Source organism: Desulfovibrio legallii (assembly GCF_900102485.1).
In the GTDB taxonomy this organism is placed as follows: domain Bacteria; phylum Desulfobacterota; class Desulfovibrionia; order Desulfovibrionales; family Desulfovibrionaceae; genus Desulfovibrio; species Desulfovibrio legallii_A.
In genome coordinates this window covers 128,199-143,820 of the sequence record NZ_FNBX01000003.1, presented here as the reverse complement: position 1 = coordinate 143,820, position 15,622 = coordinate 128,199, and the positions used below count along the sequence as shown (strand labels likewise).

15 protein-coding genes are annotated in these 15,622 nt (G+C 65.1%); 5 read left to right on the top strand and 10 right to left on the bottom strand.

Annotated features, from left to right (window positions below; genetic code table 11):
* Window positions 1-64: 64 nt before the first annotated feature.
* The 7 genes from BLS55_RS02915 to BLS55_RS12435 all read right to left on the bottom strand — a co-directional run bounded on the left by BLS55_RS02915 (window position 65) and on the right by BLS55_RS12435 (window position 8,328).
* Window positions 65-352: a BMC domain-containing protein gene (locus BLS55_RS02915; protein ID WP_092152862.1), complete on the bottom strand. Its 288-nt coding sequence runs from the start codon at window positions 350-352 to the stop codon at window positions 65-67.
* A 65-nt stretch (window positions 353-417) separates the two neighbouring features.
* The gene (locus BLS55_RS02910) at window positions 418-1,989 is read right to left on the bottom strand and encodes an acetaldehyde dehydrogenase (acetylating) (protein WP_092152861.1); all 1,572 of its coding nucleotides are present in this window, start codon (window positions 1,987-1,989) and stop codon (window positions 418-420) included.
* A gap of 6 nt (window positions 1,990-1,995) precedes the next feature.
* Complete coding sequence (locus BLS55_RS12370; RefSeq protein ID WP_092152860.1) at window positions 1,996-2,586, bottom strand: BMC domain-containing protein; 591 nt, start codon at window positions 2,584-2,586, stop codon at window positions 1,996-1,998.
* A gap of 23 nt (window positions 2,587-2,609) precedes the next feature.
* Window positions 2,610-3,542: a choline TMA-lyase-activating enzyme gene (gene cutD, locus BLS55_RS02900; RefSeq protein ID WP_092152859.1), complete on the bottom strand. Its 933-nt coding sequence runs from the start codon at window positions 3,540-3,542 to the stop codon at window positions 2,610-2,612.
* 93 nt (window positions 3,543-3,635) lie between these two features.
* Window positions 3,636-6,182, bottom strand: a complete 2,547-nt coding sequence (gene cutC / locus BLS55_RS02895; protein ID WP_092152858.1) for a choline trimethylamine-lyase — start codon at window positions 6,180-6,182, stop codon at window positions 3,636-3,638.
* Between the two features lie 36 nt (window positions 6,183-6,218).
* The gene (locus tag BLS55_RS02890; RefSeq protein ID WP_092152857.1) at window positions 6,219-7,712 is read right to left on the bottom strand and encodes an aldehyde dehydrogenase family protein; all 1,494 of its coding nucleotides are present in this window, start codon (window positions 7,710-7,712) and stop codon (window positions 6,219-6,221) included.
* 19 nt (window positions 7,713-7,731) lie between these two features.
* The gene (locus tag BLS55_RS12435; RefSeq protein WP_092152856.1) at window positions 7,732-8,328 is read right to left on the bottom strand and encodes a BMC domain-containing protein; all 597 of its coding nucleotides are present in this window, start codon (window positions 8,326-8,328) and stop codon (window positions 7,732-7,734) included.
* Between the two features lie 382 nt (window positions 8,329-8,710).
* Between BLS55_RS12435 and BLS55_RS02880 the strand changes: the two genes are divergently transcribed.
* The 5 genes from BLS55_RS02880 (at window position 8,711) to BLS55_RS02860 (ending at window position 13,558) form a co-directional block, all read left to right on the top strand.
* Window positions 8,711-9,805, top strand: coding sequence for a hypothetical protein (locus BLS55_RS02880; protein WP_092152855.1), 1,095 nt, complete (start codon window positions 8,711-8,713; stop codon window positions 9,803-9,805).
* Window positions 9,806-9,808: 3 nt separating this feature from the next.
* Entirely contained in the window at window positions 9,809-10,078 is a 270-nt protein-coding gene (locus BLS55_RS02875; RefSeq protein WP_092152854.1) for a hypothetical protein, read from the top strand.
* A gap of 148 nt (window positions 10,079-10,226) precedes the next feature.
* On the top strand, window positions 10,227-11,099 hold the full coding sequence (locus BLS55_RS02870) for a MerR family transcriptional regulator (protein ID WP_092152853.1): 873 nt from the start codon (window positions 10,227-10,229) through the stop codon (window positions 11,097-11,099).
* Window positions 11,096-12,073, top strand: a complete 978-nt coding sequence (locus BLS55_RS02865) for a DUF4037 domain-containing protein (protein WP_257243115.1) — start codon at window positions 11,096-11,098, stop codon at window positions 12,071-12,073. Before BLS55_RS02870 ends, BLS55_RS02865 begins: the two co-directional genes overlap by 4 nt.
* A gap of 21 nt (window positions 12,074-12,094) precedes the next feature.
* Complete coding sequence (locus BLS55_RS02860; RefSeq protein ID WP_092152852.1) at window positions 12,095-13,558, top strand: DUF4125 family protein; 1,464 nt, start codon at window positions 12,095-12,097, stop codon at window positions 13,556-13,558.
* A gap of 48 nt (window positions 13,559-13,606) precedes the next feature.
* Here BLS55_RS02860 and BLS55_RS02855 read toward each other — a convergent pair whose 3' ends face one another.
* Genes BLS55_RS02855 through BLS55_RS02845 form a run of 3 tightly spaced genes read right to left on the bottom strand, consistent with a single transcriptional unit; the run spans window position 13,607 to window position 15,574 of the window.
* A complete protein-coding gene (locus BLS55_RS02855) occupies window positions 13,607-14,128 on the bottom strand; it encodes a serine/threonine protein kinase (protein WP_092152851.1) in 522 nt (173 codons plus the stop codon).
* Entirely contained in the window at window positions 14,121-14,942 is an 822-nt protein-coding gene (gene queC / locus BLS55_RS02850) for a 7-cyano-7-deazaguanine synthase QueC (RefSeq protein WP_257243114.1), read from the bottom strand. The genes BLS55_RS02855 and queC overlap by 8 nt, the downstream gene beginning before the upstream one ends.
* The gene (locus BLS55_RS02845) at window positions 14,939-15,574 is read right to left on the bottom strand and encodes a thermonuclease family protein (RefSeq protein WP_257243113.1); all 636 of its coding nucleotides are present in this window, start codon (window positions 15,572-15,574) and stop codon (window positions 14,939-14,941) included. Before BLS55_RS02845 ends, queC begins: the two co-directional genes overlap by 4 nt.
* Window positions 15,575-15,622: the final 48 nt, after the last annotated feature.

Here is a 15,622-nt window from a genome sequence, read left to right as displayed (position 1 = left end):
TCCGTATGCGGCGGGCGGGGCGGGGGGCCGCCCCGTCCGCCCGCGCCGGTTAGTGTGGGGGGAGTTAGGCTTCGCGATGGGGCAGGATCATTTCCACTTCGCTGTGCGGGCGGGGGATGACGTGCACGCTCACCAGCTCGCCGACCTTTTTGGCGGCAGCGGCGCCCGCGTCCGTGGCGGCTTTGACCGCGCCCACGTCGCCGCGCACCATAACGGTGACCAGGCCCGCGCCCACCTGGCTGCGGCCGATAAGGGTAACGTTGGCGGCCTTGACCATGGCGTCGGCGGCTTCAACAGCGCCCACCAGGCCACGGGTTTCGATCATGCCCAGGGCGTTGGAAGAGGTGGTCATAGCGGTTTCTCCTTTACTGTTGGGATAACTATATGGTTAACGGCGTGGGGGGGGATGCGCCGGAATCAGAGAGCTTTTTTCAGCTCAGCCACGATCATTTCAGTGATGGCGTTAATGTCCAGGTTGCCGCCGGGGGCCGGGGCCGGGCTTTGCGGGGCGACCACGGCTTCATGGTTGGCTGCGCGGCCGCAGCAGCCGCCCAGGGCGGCGGAGGGCGGGCAGGGCCGCGCGGGCGTTACGGAAGAAACGCCGCAGGCGCTCTGTGCGGACGCGGGCGCAACGTGGAAATCGCAGGGCGTGTGCAGGTCGTAGGCCACCCGCCGCACGTTGATGAGGTTCAGGGGCGTCACGTTGTCGGAGGTGGCGCTGCCGCCCACGGCTCCGCAGCCCAGGGTGAAGCTGGGGAACAGCCCGGAGGAGATGCCCACGGCCCCCTGGGTGGAGGGCGTGTTGACCAGCATGCGCGAGACGGGCTTGCGCATGCCGAATTCGCGGATCACGTCTTCGTCCCGCGAGTGGATGGACAGGGAGTGCCCCACGCCGCCGTTGTGCAGCAGGGCGGTGCACACCTCGCAGGCTTCGCGCCAGTCTTCCACCACATAGAAGCCCAGCAGGGCGGTGAGCTTTTCTTTGCTGAAGGGGTACTTGGGGCCGATGCCTTTTTCGTCCGAGATAAGCAGCCGGGTGCCGGAGGGCACATCAATGCCGGCTGCGGCCGCGATGGTCAGGGCGTCGCGGCCCACGATGGCCGGATTCATGGTGCCGTTGCCGCGTTCCATAACGTTTTTGACCTTGGTCAGGGCTTCGCCGGCGAGGAAGTAGCCGCCTTGTTCCATAAGGGCGGCGCGTACTTTCTCGGCAATGCAGGCATCGGTAACGATGGACTGCTCCGAGGCGCAGATGGTGCCGTTGTCAAAGGTCTTGCTGCTCATGATCTTGGCCACGGCGTCTTTGACGTCGGCGCTGCGCTCAATGTAGGCGGGCACGTTGCCCGCGCCCACGCCCAAAGCGGGGGTGCCGGAACTGTAGGCCGCCTTGACCATGCCGGGGCCGCCGGTGGCCAGGATGAGGTCGGCGCGTTTCATGAGCTCGTTGGTGCCTTCAATGGTGGGCAGGCTGATGCTGCTTACCAGGTCGGGGGAGACGTCGCAGCCGCGCAGCGCGCCCTGGATGACTTCCACGGTGCGGGCGATGCACTTTTTGGCGCTGGGGTGCGGGGTGAAGACAATGGCGTTGCCCGCTTTGAGGGCGATAAGCGACTTGTAGATCACCGTGGACGTGGGATTGGTGGAGGGCACGATGCCGGCGATGACGCCCACCGGCACGGCTATTTCCACCACCTTGGAGGCAGGGTCGGCGTGCAGCACGCCCACGGTTTTCATATCCTTGATGCGGGCGCAGACTTTTTCGCTGGCCAGCAGATTTTTGGTCTTTTTGTCTTCCGGCTTGCCGAAGCCGGTTTCTTCCACGGCCAGACGGGCCAGGGCCTCGGCCTGGGACGCGGCGGCTTCGGCCACAGCGCAGACCACACGGTCCACGCGCTCCTGAGAAAGCCGGGCAAATTCCGGTTGCGCCTTGCGCGCGGCGCGCACCAGGGCGCGAGCCTCCTGAATGGAAAGCAGATCCTTATCAACCATTTTTTGTTACTCCTTTTCCTTCCGTGTCGCCCGCTCAATGGCGTTCAGCAGGGTTTGCCGGTTGGCGGCGGCGATCTGGGCACTGCTCAGGTCCGTTTCCAGCTCGGTCGCCAGGCGGCGCAGTGCGCTCATGCTCATGGTTTTGGTTTTTTCCCGATCAAAGGCCGGCGGGGTTTCCGGCGTTATCGCCGCGCTTGGGGGCTGCTGCGCCGTGCCTTCCGCCGCGGGCTGGGGCTCGCTGGTCGGGGTGGCTTCCTCTTGTGTCGGGGCGGCGTTTTGCTCGTCTTCCGCTTTGGCCGTGCTCTCCGCCTGGGCGCAGGCGGGCTGCAGCCGCAGAATGCGCTCCAGTTCGCCGTCCGGGCGGGGGATGACGTGGCAGGAGATGCGAACAGCCCCGGCCAGCCGGTCAACGGCGGCCTGCGCCGCGTCCACGGAGGACTGCACGGCGCTTACCTCGCCTGCTACGGTGATGGTGACAAGCCCGCCCGAGGCCAGCGATTTTTCCAGCAGGCGCACGTCGGCGGCTTTGAGCATGACGTCCGCCGCTTCAATGGCGCCCACCAGCCCTTTGGTTTCCACAAGTCCCAGTGCCAGCATGGTTTTCCTCCCGTGGGCGGGCATCAGTGCCTGATGACCCTGGCCGTAAGGCCGAAGCCCTGTAAAATTTCACGGATGCGGTCCAGGTCCGCGTCGTCCGGGGCGGGGTTGTCCGCAATGGCGTAGTCCCGATCCAGCTGGGCGTATTTGCCGACGCCCAGACGGTGGTAGGGCAGAAGATCAATGCCCTTGAAGTTGTTCCGCTCGGCATGACAGGCCAGGAAGCTGCCCACAGCGCGGATTTCCTCCGTGTCGTCGTTGTAGCCTTTGAGCAGGGGCATGCGGATGTTGACGGCGCAGCCGTTTTCCAGCAGCCATTGCAGGTTGGCGAGGATGCTTTCGTTGCGCACGCCGGTAAGGGCGTAGTGCCGGTCCGCGTCCATATGTTTGATGTCAAAGAGAAACAGATCGCAGATTTCCGCCACCTGGCGCAGCGCTTCCGGCTTGGCGTAGCCGGAGGTCTCGATGGCCGTGCGGATGCCTTTTTGTTTGCAGGCCAGCAGCAGGTTGGCCAAGGCCTCGTGCTGCAGCAAGGGTTCGCCGCCGCCCACGGTGAGGCCGCCGCCGGAATTTTCGTAAAACAGCCAGTCCTGCTCCACCACCTCAAGCAGCTCGGAAATGCTTCTGCGCTCCCCGGCAATGGCCAGGGCCGCCTGCGGACAGGCGCGCACGCAGGCCTCGCAGCGGATGCAGTCCTTGGTTCTGTCCACCACATGCGTGCTGTGGGCGTTGACCAGGCTGTGGATGCCCACGGGACAGACGGGCACGCAGGCCCCGCAGTGGACGCAGAGGTCTTTTTTGAACAGGACTTCATAGCGGCCGTGCTGGCTTTCCGGGTTGGAACACCAGAGGCAGCGCAGGGGGCAGCCCTTGAAGAACACCAGGGTGCGGATGCCCGGTCCGTCGTACATATTGTACTTCTGGATATTGAAGACATTGGCCTTGCGTTCGATCACGGTATTTCCTCTGCCGTACATGGGCGTTGCGCCGCAGCCGGGGGTTCATGGCCGGGAACCGCCCCCTGCGGGCGGGTTCCCAGGCCTGCGCGCTCAGAAGTTTTTGAGCACGGTTCTGCTGATGATCTCGTCCTGCACGTCTTTGCACAGCTCCACAAAGAAGGCGCTGTAGCCCGCCACACGGACTACCAGGTCGCGGTAGTCGCCGGGGCGCTGCTGGGCCTCCAGCATGGTTTTGTTGTCCAGGTAGTTGAACTGCATTTCGCCGTTGCCCAGGATGCTGGCCGAGCGGATCAGGGTAATGAGGCCCTGTTCGCCTTCAGGCGTGTCCAACAGGCCCGGCAGGAGCTTGAAGTTGTGCACCATGCCGATGTTCATGTTGTCGTTGGACATTTTGGACACGCTCTTAATGATGGCCGTGGGGCCCTTGTAGTCCGCGCCCTGGGTGGGGCTGATGCCGTCTGAGAGGGGCAGCCAGGCCTTGCGCCCGTTGGCCGAGGCCCCCAGCATCTGCCCGAAGGGGGTGTTGTTGGAGATGGAGAGGGTGCCGTGGCTGAGGATGGAGTAGAGCGTGCGGTATTTGCGGTGCTCCCGCTCGGTAAAGGCGATGAGGTCGGCGGCAATGGCGTCGGCGTAATCGTCGTCGTTGCCGTATTTGGGGGCGGCCAGGCAATCGGCGCGCAGGCTTTCGTAGCCTTCAAAGTCGGCCTTCAGGGCCTCGTTAAGCTGCTGGAGGGTGTATTTTTTGTCGTCGTAAACCAGCTTTTTGACGGCGGCCATGGAATCCGTGTAGGTCGCCAGGCCGCTCCAGACCACGCCGGGGCCGAAGTTGTACATGGCGCCGCCCGCGGCCACATCGCACCCGTGCTCCATGCAGCCTTCGTACATGATGGACATAAGCGGCTTGGGGGCCAGGTCGCGGTGCACACGCTGGGAAATGACCGTGGCCACGCTGGACCACTTGGTGATGTAGCGGATCTGTTCCTTAACGGCGGCGTCGAATTTCTCAAAGGTGTCGAATTGGCTCAGGTCGCCCAGGTCGGGGCAGACCTTTTTGCCGTACCACAAGGGCACGCCGTGGTTGAGCACAAGCTCAATGCAGATGGGCCACTGGGTGTAGGCTGTGGAGGTCCACTGGTAGAGGCGGCCGGATTTCTGCGGTTCCACGCAGCCCATGAGGCAGTAGTCGCGGGCGTCTTCCATGCTCACGCCTTTGGCGAGCATCATTTTGATGTGGGTGTCGTCAAAATGCACGGCGGGGAAGCCCATGCCGGAGCGGATAACGGACACGATTTTTTTGAGGTAGTCCTGCGGCGAGGCATTGTGCACGCGGGTGGCCAGAGAGGGCTGGTAGATGCGCACATGGCGCACGGCATCCATGAGCAGATAGGTCAGCTCGTTGGTGGCGTCGCGCCCTTCGCGCGTGACGCCGCCCACGCACATGTTGACGAAAGGCTGGTAGCCGGCAAAGAATTTGGAGCTGCCCTCGCTGGTCAGCCACATCATTTCCGACATTTTGATGAGCATGCAGCCCGCCAGGTCAAAAGCCTCGCAGGGCGTGATGCGGCCCGCTTCCAGGTCGGCCTTGTAGAAGGGGTACATGTACTGGTCCACGCGGCCGATGGACATGCCGGTCTGGTTTTCTTCCACCACCAGCAGGGATTCCACGGTCCAGACGGCCTGGATGGCCTCCCAGAAGGTGGTGGGCGCGTGCGCGGGCACGCGGGCGTTGACCGCGGCGATTTTTTCCAGCTCGGCCTTGCGCACGGGGTCGCTTGCAGCGGCGGCGCACTGGGCCGCGTATTCCGAAAGGCGTTTGGCATAGCACATGACGCCTTCGGTGGTTTCGATCACTGATTTATAGAAGTAGATTTTGTCAATGTCTTCGGGCTTATCGTAGTCCAGCTGGGCCAGGTGCTCGCGCGCCTCGCGCTGGATGTCCAGCATGCCCTTCTTCATCAGGATGACGTCATAGCCGGGGTTGGAATCGCCGCCGCCGTTGAGGGCGTGGTAAGAGCAGTCGGAGACGAAGGATTCGCCGGAAAGCTCCCACAGACCCGCCTCGCGGTACTGCGCCTCGCAGTATTCGTCCACGGATTTGCCTTCCCAGTAGGGGAAGACTTCCTCGCGCAGGATTTTTTTGTCCTCTTCAGCGATGTGGAAGGGGTCCTGCGGGCGGTTGGCGATGGTGTCCAGCTCATCCCTGAGCCAGCGCCAGGAAATGTCCGGGGAGAACGCCCCGGCGCGCGGCGCGCCGTTGGGCGCGCCCACAATGAGCTCGTGGTCCTGGATGACCAGGGGGGCCGTTTCGCAGCAATAGCGGAAGGCCTTGGCGCGCAGCAGAATGCGCGGCATGCCGGGGTTTTCTCTATCGATCTTGGTGATGGCGCGGGCGCGGTGAATGGTGATGCGGGGCTGCTGCTTGAGGTAGTTTTCTTTCAGCAGCACATGGCGGCGGGTTGGGCCATCCGGCACGCCGGAGCCCGCCGCCGCAGGCGCGCCCGCAGGCGAGGCGGCGGGGTTCTGCGCGGCCGCCGGGGCGGCGCTGGGGGCAAAAAGCGCGCGCAGCTGACGGCGCTCGTCCGGGGAAAGGCTATGGGCGACTTCCGCTATTTTTTGGGAAAAATCGTGCAGGTCCACTTGTATCCTCCATGGGTGCGGGTCAGGGGCTTGGCCTCAGTCCGCGCTGCCGTGGGGCGCGGGGCGCGCTGTTTCCAGCACGCGGCGCAGCACGGCGCGCAAAAGCTCCAGCGGGGCGTCCGGCGCTGCAGGCGGGGGCGTTGCGGGCCCGCCCGCGGCAAGGTCCGCCAGGCAATCCAGCCCGCGCGCGCCGAAGCCCACGGTGCGCCGGTAGATAAGGTTGTAGGGCGAAATATTGTCCGAAGTGATGCCGTAGCCAGCAATGCCGCTGCCCTGGGTCATGGCGGGGGTGAGGTTGGTGGTCAGCCCCATGCCGCCGAAGGCCGCGCCGGTGTTGACCAGCAGACGGGCCACGGGCTTTTTGAGGGCGAACTGGCGGATGACCTCCGCATCTTCGCTGTGGATGGTCAGGGTCTGGGCGTGGCGCTCCTGCAGCAGCAGCTCCAGGCATTTTTCACAGGCGTGACGCCAGTCCGGCTCCACATAATAGCCCAGCACGGGCGTGAGCAGCTCGCGGGTATAGGGGTCTGCTCCGGCAACGTAGCGGCGCGGGGCCACCAGCACCCGCGTGCCCTTGGGCGGGGCAAAGCCTGCTTTCTGCGCCAGGGCCAGGGCGGACTGGCCCACCATGTGCCGCCGGCGGCGGCCATCGGAGTGAAACAGCACGTCCATAAGCGCCGCGGCTTCTTCGGGGCTCATAAAATAGCCGCCCCGGTCCTGAAAGGCCCGGCGCACCTGGGGTTCCACGCAGCCGTCCACGATGACGCACTGCTCGGCGGAAGGGGCCAGGCCGTTGTCAAAGGATTTGCTGGCAAGGATGTCCGCCACGGCGGTTTCCACTCTGGCGCTGCGCTCGATGAAAACGGGGCCGTTGCCCGTGCCGCCGTAAATAAGGGGCTTGCCGCTGGCCCGCGCGGCGGGAAACATGCCCAGCACGCCCGTAACCATGACCAGAGCCACATCCGGGTGGCGCATGAGCTCTTGCGTGCCTTTTTTGGCCACCACATCCATATAGGCTACGGCCCCTTCAGGCAGGCCATGGGCGCGCCCGGCGGCGCAGAGGATGTTCAGCGCCGTGCGCATGCTTTCCAGCGCGCGGGGGTGCAGGGAAAAAACGATGGCGTTGCCGGATTTTATGGCCAACAACGTATTGCAGACGGCCGTGGAAATGGGGCTGGTTACCGGGCAGAGGGCTGCAATGACGCCCAGGGGCACCCCCACCTCCCACACGCCGGAAGCGCTATCCTCGCGCAGGAGGCCGACGCAGCGCAGGCCGCGCAGGCTTTGGCGCACTCGGCGGCAGACAAACAGAATCTTGGCCAGCTTGTCTTGCCAGACGCCGCAGTCGCTTTCTTCCTGGCTCATGACGGCCAGGGACTGGGCCTGGGCTTCCGCTGCGTCGGCCATGGCCTCCACGATGGCGTCCAGGGTTTCCTGGGGCATGGCGGCCAGTTTTTTTTGCGCGGCGGCGGCGTTCTCCGCAAGAATGCGGGCCTGCTGCATAGAAATGAGGTCGTTATCGCCGATCATAGGTCCCTCCGCTTCGGCATCACGGCAGCGCGTAGCGTCTGACCAGCCTGACGAGCTGCGGGTGGGGGGTGGGGATGACGCAGCTGCTGTAAATTTCGGTTCCCATGTTGTGAACGGCCCTTACCCCGGCCGCCACGGCCGCCTCACAGGCGGCCACGTCACCCTGCGTCAGGGCGGAGCAGTAGCCCGAAGCCACGTTTTCGTAACCTATCAGCTCCACGTCGGCGGCCTTGATCATGGCGTCGACGCCTTCCATTAAGAAGACGATGCCGAAGGTTTCGATCAATCCCAGGGCGCGCAGGCCGGGGGCGTCCTCTGGCACAGCGTCCAGGGGGTGCGCCTTGGCAATGCCGCCTACGCCGCGCACGGGCCTGGGCATGACGTTCTGCGCCGTGAGCTTGCCCACGGCGGCGGCAGCGGCGGCCCCGGCGGCCACGGAGGCGCGCACGGCAGCCACATCGCCGCAGACCATGATGGTCACCAGGGTGGAGCCCACGTTTTCGTAGGCGACCAGGTCCACATCGGCGGCCTTGAGCATGCTGTCCGCGCCATAGATGGCGGGCACCATGCCCAATGTTTCAATAAGGCCCAGAGCTTGTTCCCCTCTGTACTGCATACCGGCTCCGCTGCTGTTATTGTGTTGCGCCCCTGATCCTGGCGGACGAAGGGACGGCATGATTGTGTTGTAACCGTTCCCCTGTGGGGGAAGGTCAAGGACTTTGGAGCATTTTTTTCAAAAAAAATTTTCCGAACGCCTGACGAAAGATTTATGGTTGAATAATCAATCATGAAATGGATGCTGAAATCCTTGTCGATCGGCATTTATCGCCCAGATTGGTGGGGCGAGAATTTGTTGCGGTTGTCATGCCGCAGGGGAGAGGAGATCAACTTTTTTTCTGCAAAGGCCTATTTTTAAGGCCTGCCGCATTGACCTTCCTCTTTGGGGGAACCTTAAGCTGTCTGCAAGTAGCCATCACCCTAGCACCAAGGAGAGTGCCATGGAGCAAGCGGTACAATGCAGCACGGCCCCCGCCCATGCGGAGGCCACGGCCCTGGCGGCAAAAACGAAACTTGCCAAACGGTTTCGGCGTCGCGGCATGGCGGTAGCCACCATGTCCGGCGTGGCCTACGGCGTTTATACGGCCTTCATGACCCTGGCCATGACCATGGGCGTATGGGCGGCATGGTATGGGGAGGCTTCCGGGCTTTCCGATTTTGCCAAAATGTTTTTGCTGGGCGCGCTGGGCGCGGCCACCACAGACACCTGCAGCGCCGTCTGGGCGTTGCTTATCGCCGCCTTCAAAGGAAAGCTGGGGGATTTTTTCCGCACCATCAAAACAAAACCAGGGGCGGTGCTCATTGGCGCTGCCGTTATAGGCGGGCCCTTGGCCAGCACCTGCTATGTGCTGGGGCTGCAGAGCGCCGGGTCCATCATTGTGCCCATAAGCGCGCTGTGCCCCGCCATCGGGGCCATTCTGAGCCGCTTTTTGTACAAACAGCCCCTGACGCCGCGCATGCTGCTGGGCATTTTCATCTGTTTTGCCGCCAGCGCCATGATCGGCAGCACGGGCCTTGCCGACAACGCCCCCCCCAATCTTTTCATAGGGCTGATGTTCGGTTTTCTGGCCGCCTTTGGCTGGGGGCTTGAAGGCTGCGTGGGCGGCTACGCCACCTCCATGGTGGACCCGGAGATCGGCATCACCATCCGCCAGGTCACGTCCGGGATCACTAACCTTATGGTGCTGGTGCCGCTTTTTGCCTTGATCGGCGGGGCCGACGCCTTTGGCATGGTGCGCACGGCCTTTGCCGACAGTCAGGCCATGCCCTGGTTTGCTGTAGCCGGCTTTGGCGCGTACTTTGCCTTCATGCTCTGGTACAAGGGCAACGCCATGTGCGGCACTGCCCTGGGCATGTCGTGCAACGGGGCGTTCTCCTTCTGGGGGCCCTTTTTTTGCTGGCTGGTGCTGGGGCTCTGGTTCGGCATCGACGGCTACGCCCTGGCCCCCATCGCCTGGTTGGCGGCGGTGGTCATGGTGGTGGGCATCTTTACCATCGCAGTGAACCCGGTAGATTTTTTCAAAAGGAAGGGATAGGGTATGAAAAGGCCGCTGAACTTCGCCATCCTTAAACACATGACGACCGTGGCGGATGCCTGCCCCGAAGAGGTGCTGGCCGCTCTGGCCCAGGAATACGGCTCTTTTCGGGCGCACAACAAGGCCGATGTGCTGACCGCCCTGCTGACGGCCGCCGCCAACGGCCTCCTTGAGGAATCCCGCTTCGACCTGGACGACGCCGGCGAAATACGGCTGTATTTCAGGGCGCACGAGGCTGGGGCCGCCACCATCAACGCCTATATTCCTGAGTAAAAGAGTGGGACGCCCCGGAGCGCGCAAGGTTCCGGGGCGTCCGCCCGCAAGCCCCTCGGCGGCGGGCCTTTCCCGCACTCCGCGCGTGCTTTTCGCCCTCCTTCGCGGAGCGTTTCCCTCCAATCCCAAAGAGTATGGGGGTGCCGCCATGACCACCAGCACTCAAGGCTACACCATCAGCCAGATGAGCTCCATTTCCAAGATCTCCAAAAAAGCTCTGCGCTTTTATGACGATCTTGGTCTTATCGCCTCCAAACGCCACGGGGGCAACAACTACCGTTATTATACGGAAGACGACCTGCTGGCCGTGCCGCCGCTCAAATACTACAAGCAGATGGGCTTTCACCTGGCGGAAATCCGCGCCGCCTTTGAGGTGGGCGGCAATACCAGCCTGAGCGCGCTGCGCAAACTTTTTCTGAAAAAGGTCCAGGCCCTGCACCAGGAGGAACGGCTTCTGCACCTGCGCCGCACCTCGGTGCACGACTGGCTGGAGCTGCTCCACGAGGCTGAAATGGTGCTGGAAAACGACATTCAGAGCGTGTCTGTCAAGTATCTGCAGCCGGAGCGCGTGCTCTTCCACGACCAGACCTACAGGGAAGACATCAAGGCTTCCATTATCAACATAGATTTTACAAACTATGTGGAATCCATAAACAACAACATCACCGGCCCGGTCATGATTCTATTCTCTTCGCTGGAGCAGCGCAGACAGCGCCAGGAGCAGGCGGTAACAATTCTGCAGCGCACGGTTTTTCCTTGCGACGACGCATTGACCACCGTTTGGGGAGGATTTCTTGCGCTCAGCTGCTACCATATCGGCACGCACGACAATATCAGCGAAACCCACGGCAAGATCGCCCGCTGGGCCAACGCCAACAATTATGTGCTCGATGCCGGCTGCTGCGAGCGCTACGTCACAGACTACTGGACCACCAACAACAGTGGCCTGTTTGTGACGGAAGTGCTGGTGCGGGCCGCCCGGCGCGGCGCGGCGCGGCGCGCGGCGGAGAACGGCCAGTGAGCGCGCCCCTCCCGACTGCCCCCCCGGCAGACGCGGCGGAAAGCGGCCTGGCCCTGGCCCGCGCTTTCTACGATGCCTGTCGCCCTTCACTGCTGGCGGACATCCCCGACATCATGGCCCGCGCCGCCGTGGGGCTGGTGGGGGAAGGCTCAGAGTGTTTCGGCTGCGACGACGCCCTCTCCCGCGACCACGACTTCGGCCCTAGTTTCTGCCTTTGGCTGCCGCAGGCGGAACTGGCGACGGCCCTGCCGCGCCTGGAAACGGCCTTGGCGCGGTTGCCGAAACATTTTGGCGGCTATGCCAGCCGCCTTGTCCCGCAACGGCGGCAAGGCAGGGTAGGGCCTCTGGCGCTGGAGCCCTTTTACGCCTTTTTTACGGGGCTCATGGAGCCCCCCGCAGAGAACAGGCAGTGGTTGGCCATTCCGGAATGCCAGCTGGCCGCCTGCACCAACGGCGAGGTCTTTGCGGACCCGGCCGGGCTGTTCAGCCGTCGGCGCGCGGCCCTGCTGGCCTATTATCCGGAAGACGTGCGGCTGAAAAAGCTGACGGCCCGCTGCATGATCATGGCCCAGGCCGGGCAGTACAACCTGCCCCGTTGTCTGCGGCGGGGCGACGGCGCGGCGGCCCTACTGGCCCTGGCCAGGTTTGTTGAGGCCGCGCTTTCCCTGGTTTACCTCTGCAACCGTCGCTACATGCCCTTCTACAAATGGGCGGCCCGGTTGGCGACCCCTTTGCCCGTGCTGGGCGCGGCCGTGACCGGGATGCTGGGGCGGCTGCGCCTCCTGTCCCTGGACGGATCGGATCCGGCGGCCATCCTTGACCCAGTGGAAGCCTTCTGCGCTCAGACGGCTGAGCTGCTGCGGCGCGAGGGGCTGAGCGACGCGCAAGGCGACTGGCTGTGGGCGCACGGGCCGCGCATTTTGCGGCAGGTGGCCGATGCGGATCTGCGGCGTATGGATCTTTTACAGGCCTGACGGGCGGTTGGGGAGGCGGACATGCGCATGGAAAAAGACCCGACGGCCTATGGGGAGTGGTCCGGGGCCCTGAGCGCGGCCCTTGCGCCTTTGCGGCAAGGCCGGGCGGCGGAAAGCGCGGCGCTTTTGCGCGGCCTGCTGGAGCGCCTTGCGCCCGACGAATGCGCCCGCGGGCGGGTGCTGGAGGCCCTGGGGCGCGCGCTGTTTGCCCAGGGCGAACCGCAGGCTGCGGAGGCCGCCCTGCGGGAGAGCGTGGATCTTTTGCGCCGCAGCCGGGGCGCGGCTTCGCCAGAGGCCCTGGCCGCGCTGCAGAATCTGGCCCACCTGCTTCTGGAGCGGGGCGACCTGGCCCAGAGCCAGGCCCTGGGCCAGGAGGCCGCAGAGCTCTGCGCCGCCGCGGAGGGGCCGCAATCCCCCCGGCTGGCCACGGCCTTGCTGCACCTTTCTGCGGCGTACTACCGACAGCGGGACTTTGCCGGGGCCGAACGCTGCCTTACGCGCGCGCGGGATATTTTTAGCGCCCAAAGGCCCGCGCCGCCGGAGCTGGGCACCTGCCTGAACAACCTGGCCCGCCTGCGTGAGGAGCAGGGCAACGCGCGGGAGGGCATTGCCCTGCACCGCCAGGCCCTGGCCCTGCGGCAGCGTCTGCTGGGCGAAGACCATGAGGATACGGTTTTTTCTCAAGGCAATCTGGGCGTGGCCCTGGCGAGCGACGGGCAGTGGGCGGAAGCCGCCGCCGCGCTGGATCGGGCGCTGGAGGGCTACGCCCGGCTGGGCAAGGGCGCTGGGCCGGAGGCCAGCGGCTATCGACGCAATCTGGAGGTCTGCCGCCGGGCCATGGGCGAAGAAGCCGCGCCAGGGAAAGCAGCCTGCGCCGGAGGAAGCGCCGGAGACCGCCCTGCGGAGGCGCGGGAGCGCCTGCTGCGAGAGATTGTGGAGCGGGAGCTGGAGATGTTCCTGGCCACGCCCAACGAAGGGGGCCCGGCCGTCTGCCAGCAGCGGCCCGAGGGTTTCCGGATCATGCGGCGCATGACCCTGGGCGTGCTGCGCGAAGCCACGCTGGCCGCCTATGCCGACGACCTGCGGCGTGCGGCGGCCGCGGGCCGCAACCTGATGGTGGAAAAATACGCCCGCATGGACGACCGCCTGCCGCCGGTGCGGGAGGATCCGCGCATGGACGCCCTTGTTGCGGCCGAGAGCGCTTTTATGGATGCCGCCGCAAAGGCGTATCCGCATGTGATCCGGCGGGACGCGGGGGGCGGCTTTGCGCGCTACCTGCGCTGCGAGCTGGAGACGCTTTCTCCGGGCACGCTGGCCGCTTATGGAGAGGATGTGGCCCAGGCCCGGCGTGAAGGCCGCAATCTGGCTGTGGAGCGCTACCGCGTGCTGGCGCGTCTTTTGGGCAAGCCGGGCCTTGAAGCGCTGGAAGCCGCAGCCGCAGGGGGTGCGGCGGCAACCTTGCTGCGCGATGCAGCGCCGGAGTGAGCCTTTTGCCCATCCTTGAGAGCCTGCGTTCTCAAAGGCAGCATTTTTTCAGTCCGGCAGGATTTCGTACTCTTCCAGCTTGTCCCACACCGCGCTGATGACCAAGGCCATGAAGGCGGCCAGCCGGGCCTGAACCCGGGCGTCCAGCGCCGGGGCCGTGCCCCGCGCGGCGGCCAGGGCCGCGGCCAGGCTGGTGCAGAACAGTTCCGGGCAGCGGGCCTGTTCCCCCTGGGCCAGGAGGGGCATGTAGCGGGCAAAAGGGCCATCCACAAAATCTTCCAGCCGCAGGTCGCCCTGGGGCGCGGCCAGGGTCAGCAGGTTGCCGGTTTCGCGCAGATAGGCCAGCAGCACGCTGTTGGGGGCGTGCTGCATAAGCCCGGCCGTCACCACAGCGTGGGCAAAGGCCCGCCATTCGGCGCAGAGCAGGGCGGCCCCCGGTTCCCGCAGATATTCCTCGGGCAGCAGGGCCTCACGGGCCATGTGCAGGATGCCCGTCGTGCGGGTATTGAGCTCAAAGAGGATGCAGGCCGCTTCCGTGCCCTGAGCGGCGCTCAGACGTTTTTTAGTCATGGGCGGCCGCTCCGGCCTCGGCTTTGGCCCGCACATAGGCGGCATAGCCCGCGGCGCGCAGGCGGCAGGCCGGGCAGTTGCCGCAGCCGTAGCCCCAGGGGTGGCGCTCCCCGCGTTCACCCAGGTAGCAGGTGTGGCTGCGCTCCACAATCATATCCACCAGGTGTTCGCCGCCCAGCTGTTCGGCCAGCTCCCAGGCGTCTTTTTTGCTGCGCCACATGAGGGGCGTGTGCAGCACATAGTTTGCGTCCATGCCCGTATTGACGGCCACCTGCATGGCCTTCACGCTGTCGTCCCGGCAATCGGGATAGCCGGAATAGTCGCTCTGGCAAACGCCCAGCACCAGGTGGCGGATCTGCCGGGCATAGGCCCAGGCCGCCGCGTGGAGGATAAAGATGAGGTTGCGCCCCGGCACAAAGGTATTGGGCAGGCCGCCGGGGCCGTGCTCCTCAATGGGGGCGTCCGAGGTGAGGGCCGTGTTGGCCAGATCGCGAAAAATATCCAGGCGGAGCAGGGTATCCGAGCCAAGGCGGGCGGCCCACTGCGGGTTCAGGGCGGCCAGGCCCTCCCGCAGGGCTTGGCGGCAGGAAAGCTCCACGGCGTGGCGCTGGCCGTAGTCAAAGCCCAAGGTCAGCACCCTGCCAAAGCGGCTGAGCGCCCAGGCGAGGCAGGTGGCGGAATCCTGCCCGCCGGAAAAAATTACCAGGGCCTGCTGGTCGGCAAGCGCACCGGGCAGCGCGGCCGGCTGCGGGTTTGCGGCGGGGCCGGAGGACGGGGACGGCGGGACGAGGGAAGCGTTGTGCATAGCAGTCATGGGACAAGTGGCCAGAAGGGGCAGACCCGCGCCGGAGCGTAGCCCGCCATAAAGGCGTCCATCAGGTTGCCGAAATAGACCCGGTTGCGCGGCTTGATGTGCTGTACGGCGGCGCAATCCGTGGGGAAAAAGCGCAGGGATTCCTTATTGCCCAGATAGGTGGCCTGGGCCACGGGCTGGCTCAGAAGCTGCGCCCAGAGGCCGCGCTTTGCCGCAATGGCCTCGCGCTGTGCGGCGCGCAGGCGCTCCTGCAGTTGCGGGCTCAGGTCGCGGTGGGGATAAAAAAAGGCCGCGCCTTCCCGCACCAGGGCCTCATTGAGGGATTCCCCGTCCTCCAGCAGCACTTCGGCCAGCCAGCGGCCGTGGGGGTCTTTGTGCTTCACCCCGGCCGCGCGCAGGGTCACTTTGCGCCCCCGGACGCGCTCTGTAAGGGCTTTGCGGGCTTCGCGGGCGTAGTACTGCGCTTTGTCGCCCTGCGGCGCGTGCAGCTCCGGGGCGTCAATGCCCGCCAGGCGCACCACGCGCCGGTCAGTGAGCTTCAGGGTATCGCCGTCAAAGCAGCGGGCCACCGTGGCCTGCGGGCGGGGCAGGGCTTCGCTCGCGGCCATGCTGCCGACGGGCAGCGCAAGCATGCAGAGCCAGGCCCAGAGCAGCGCCGCCGCCAGGGCTGCGCAACGTTG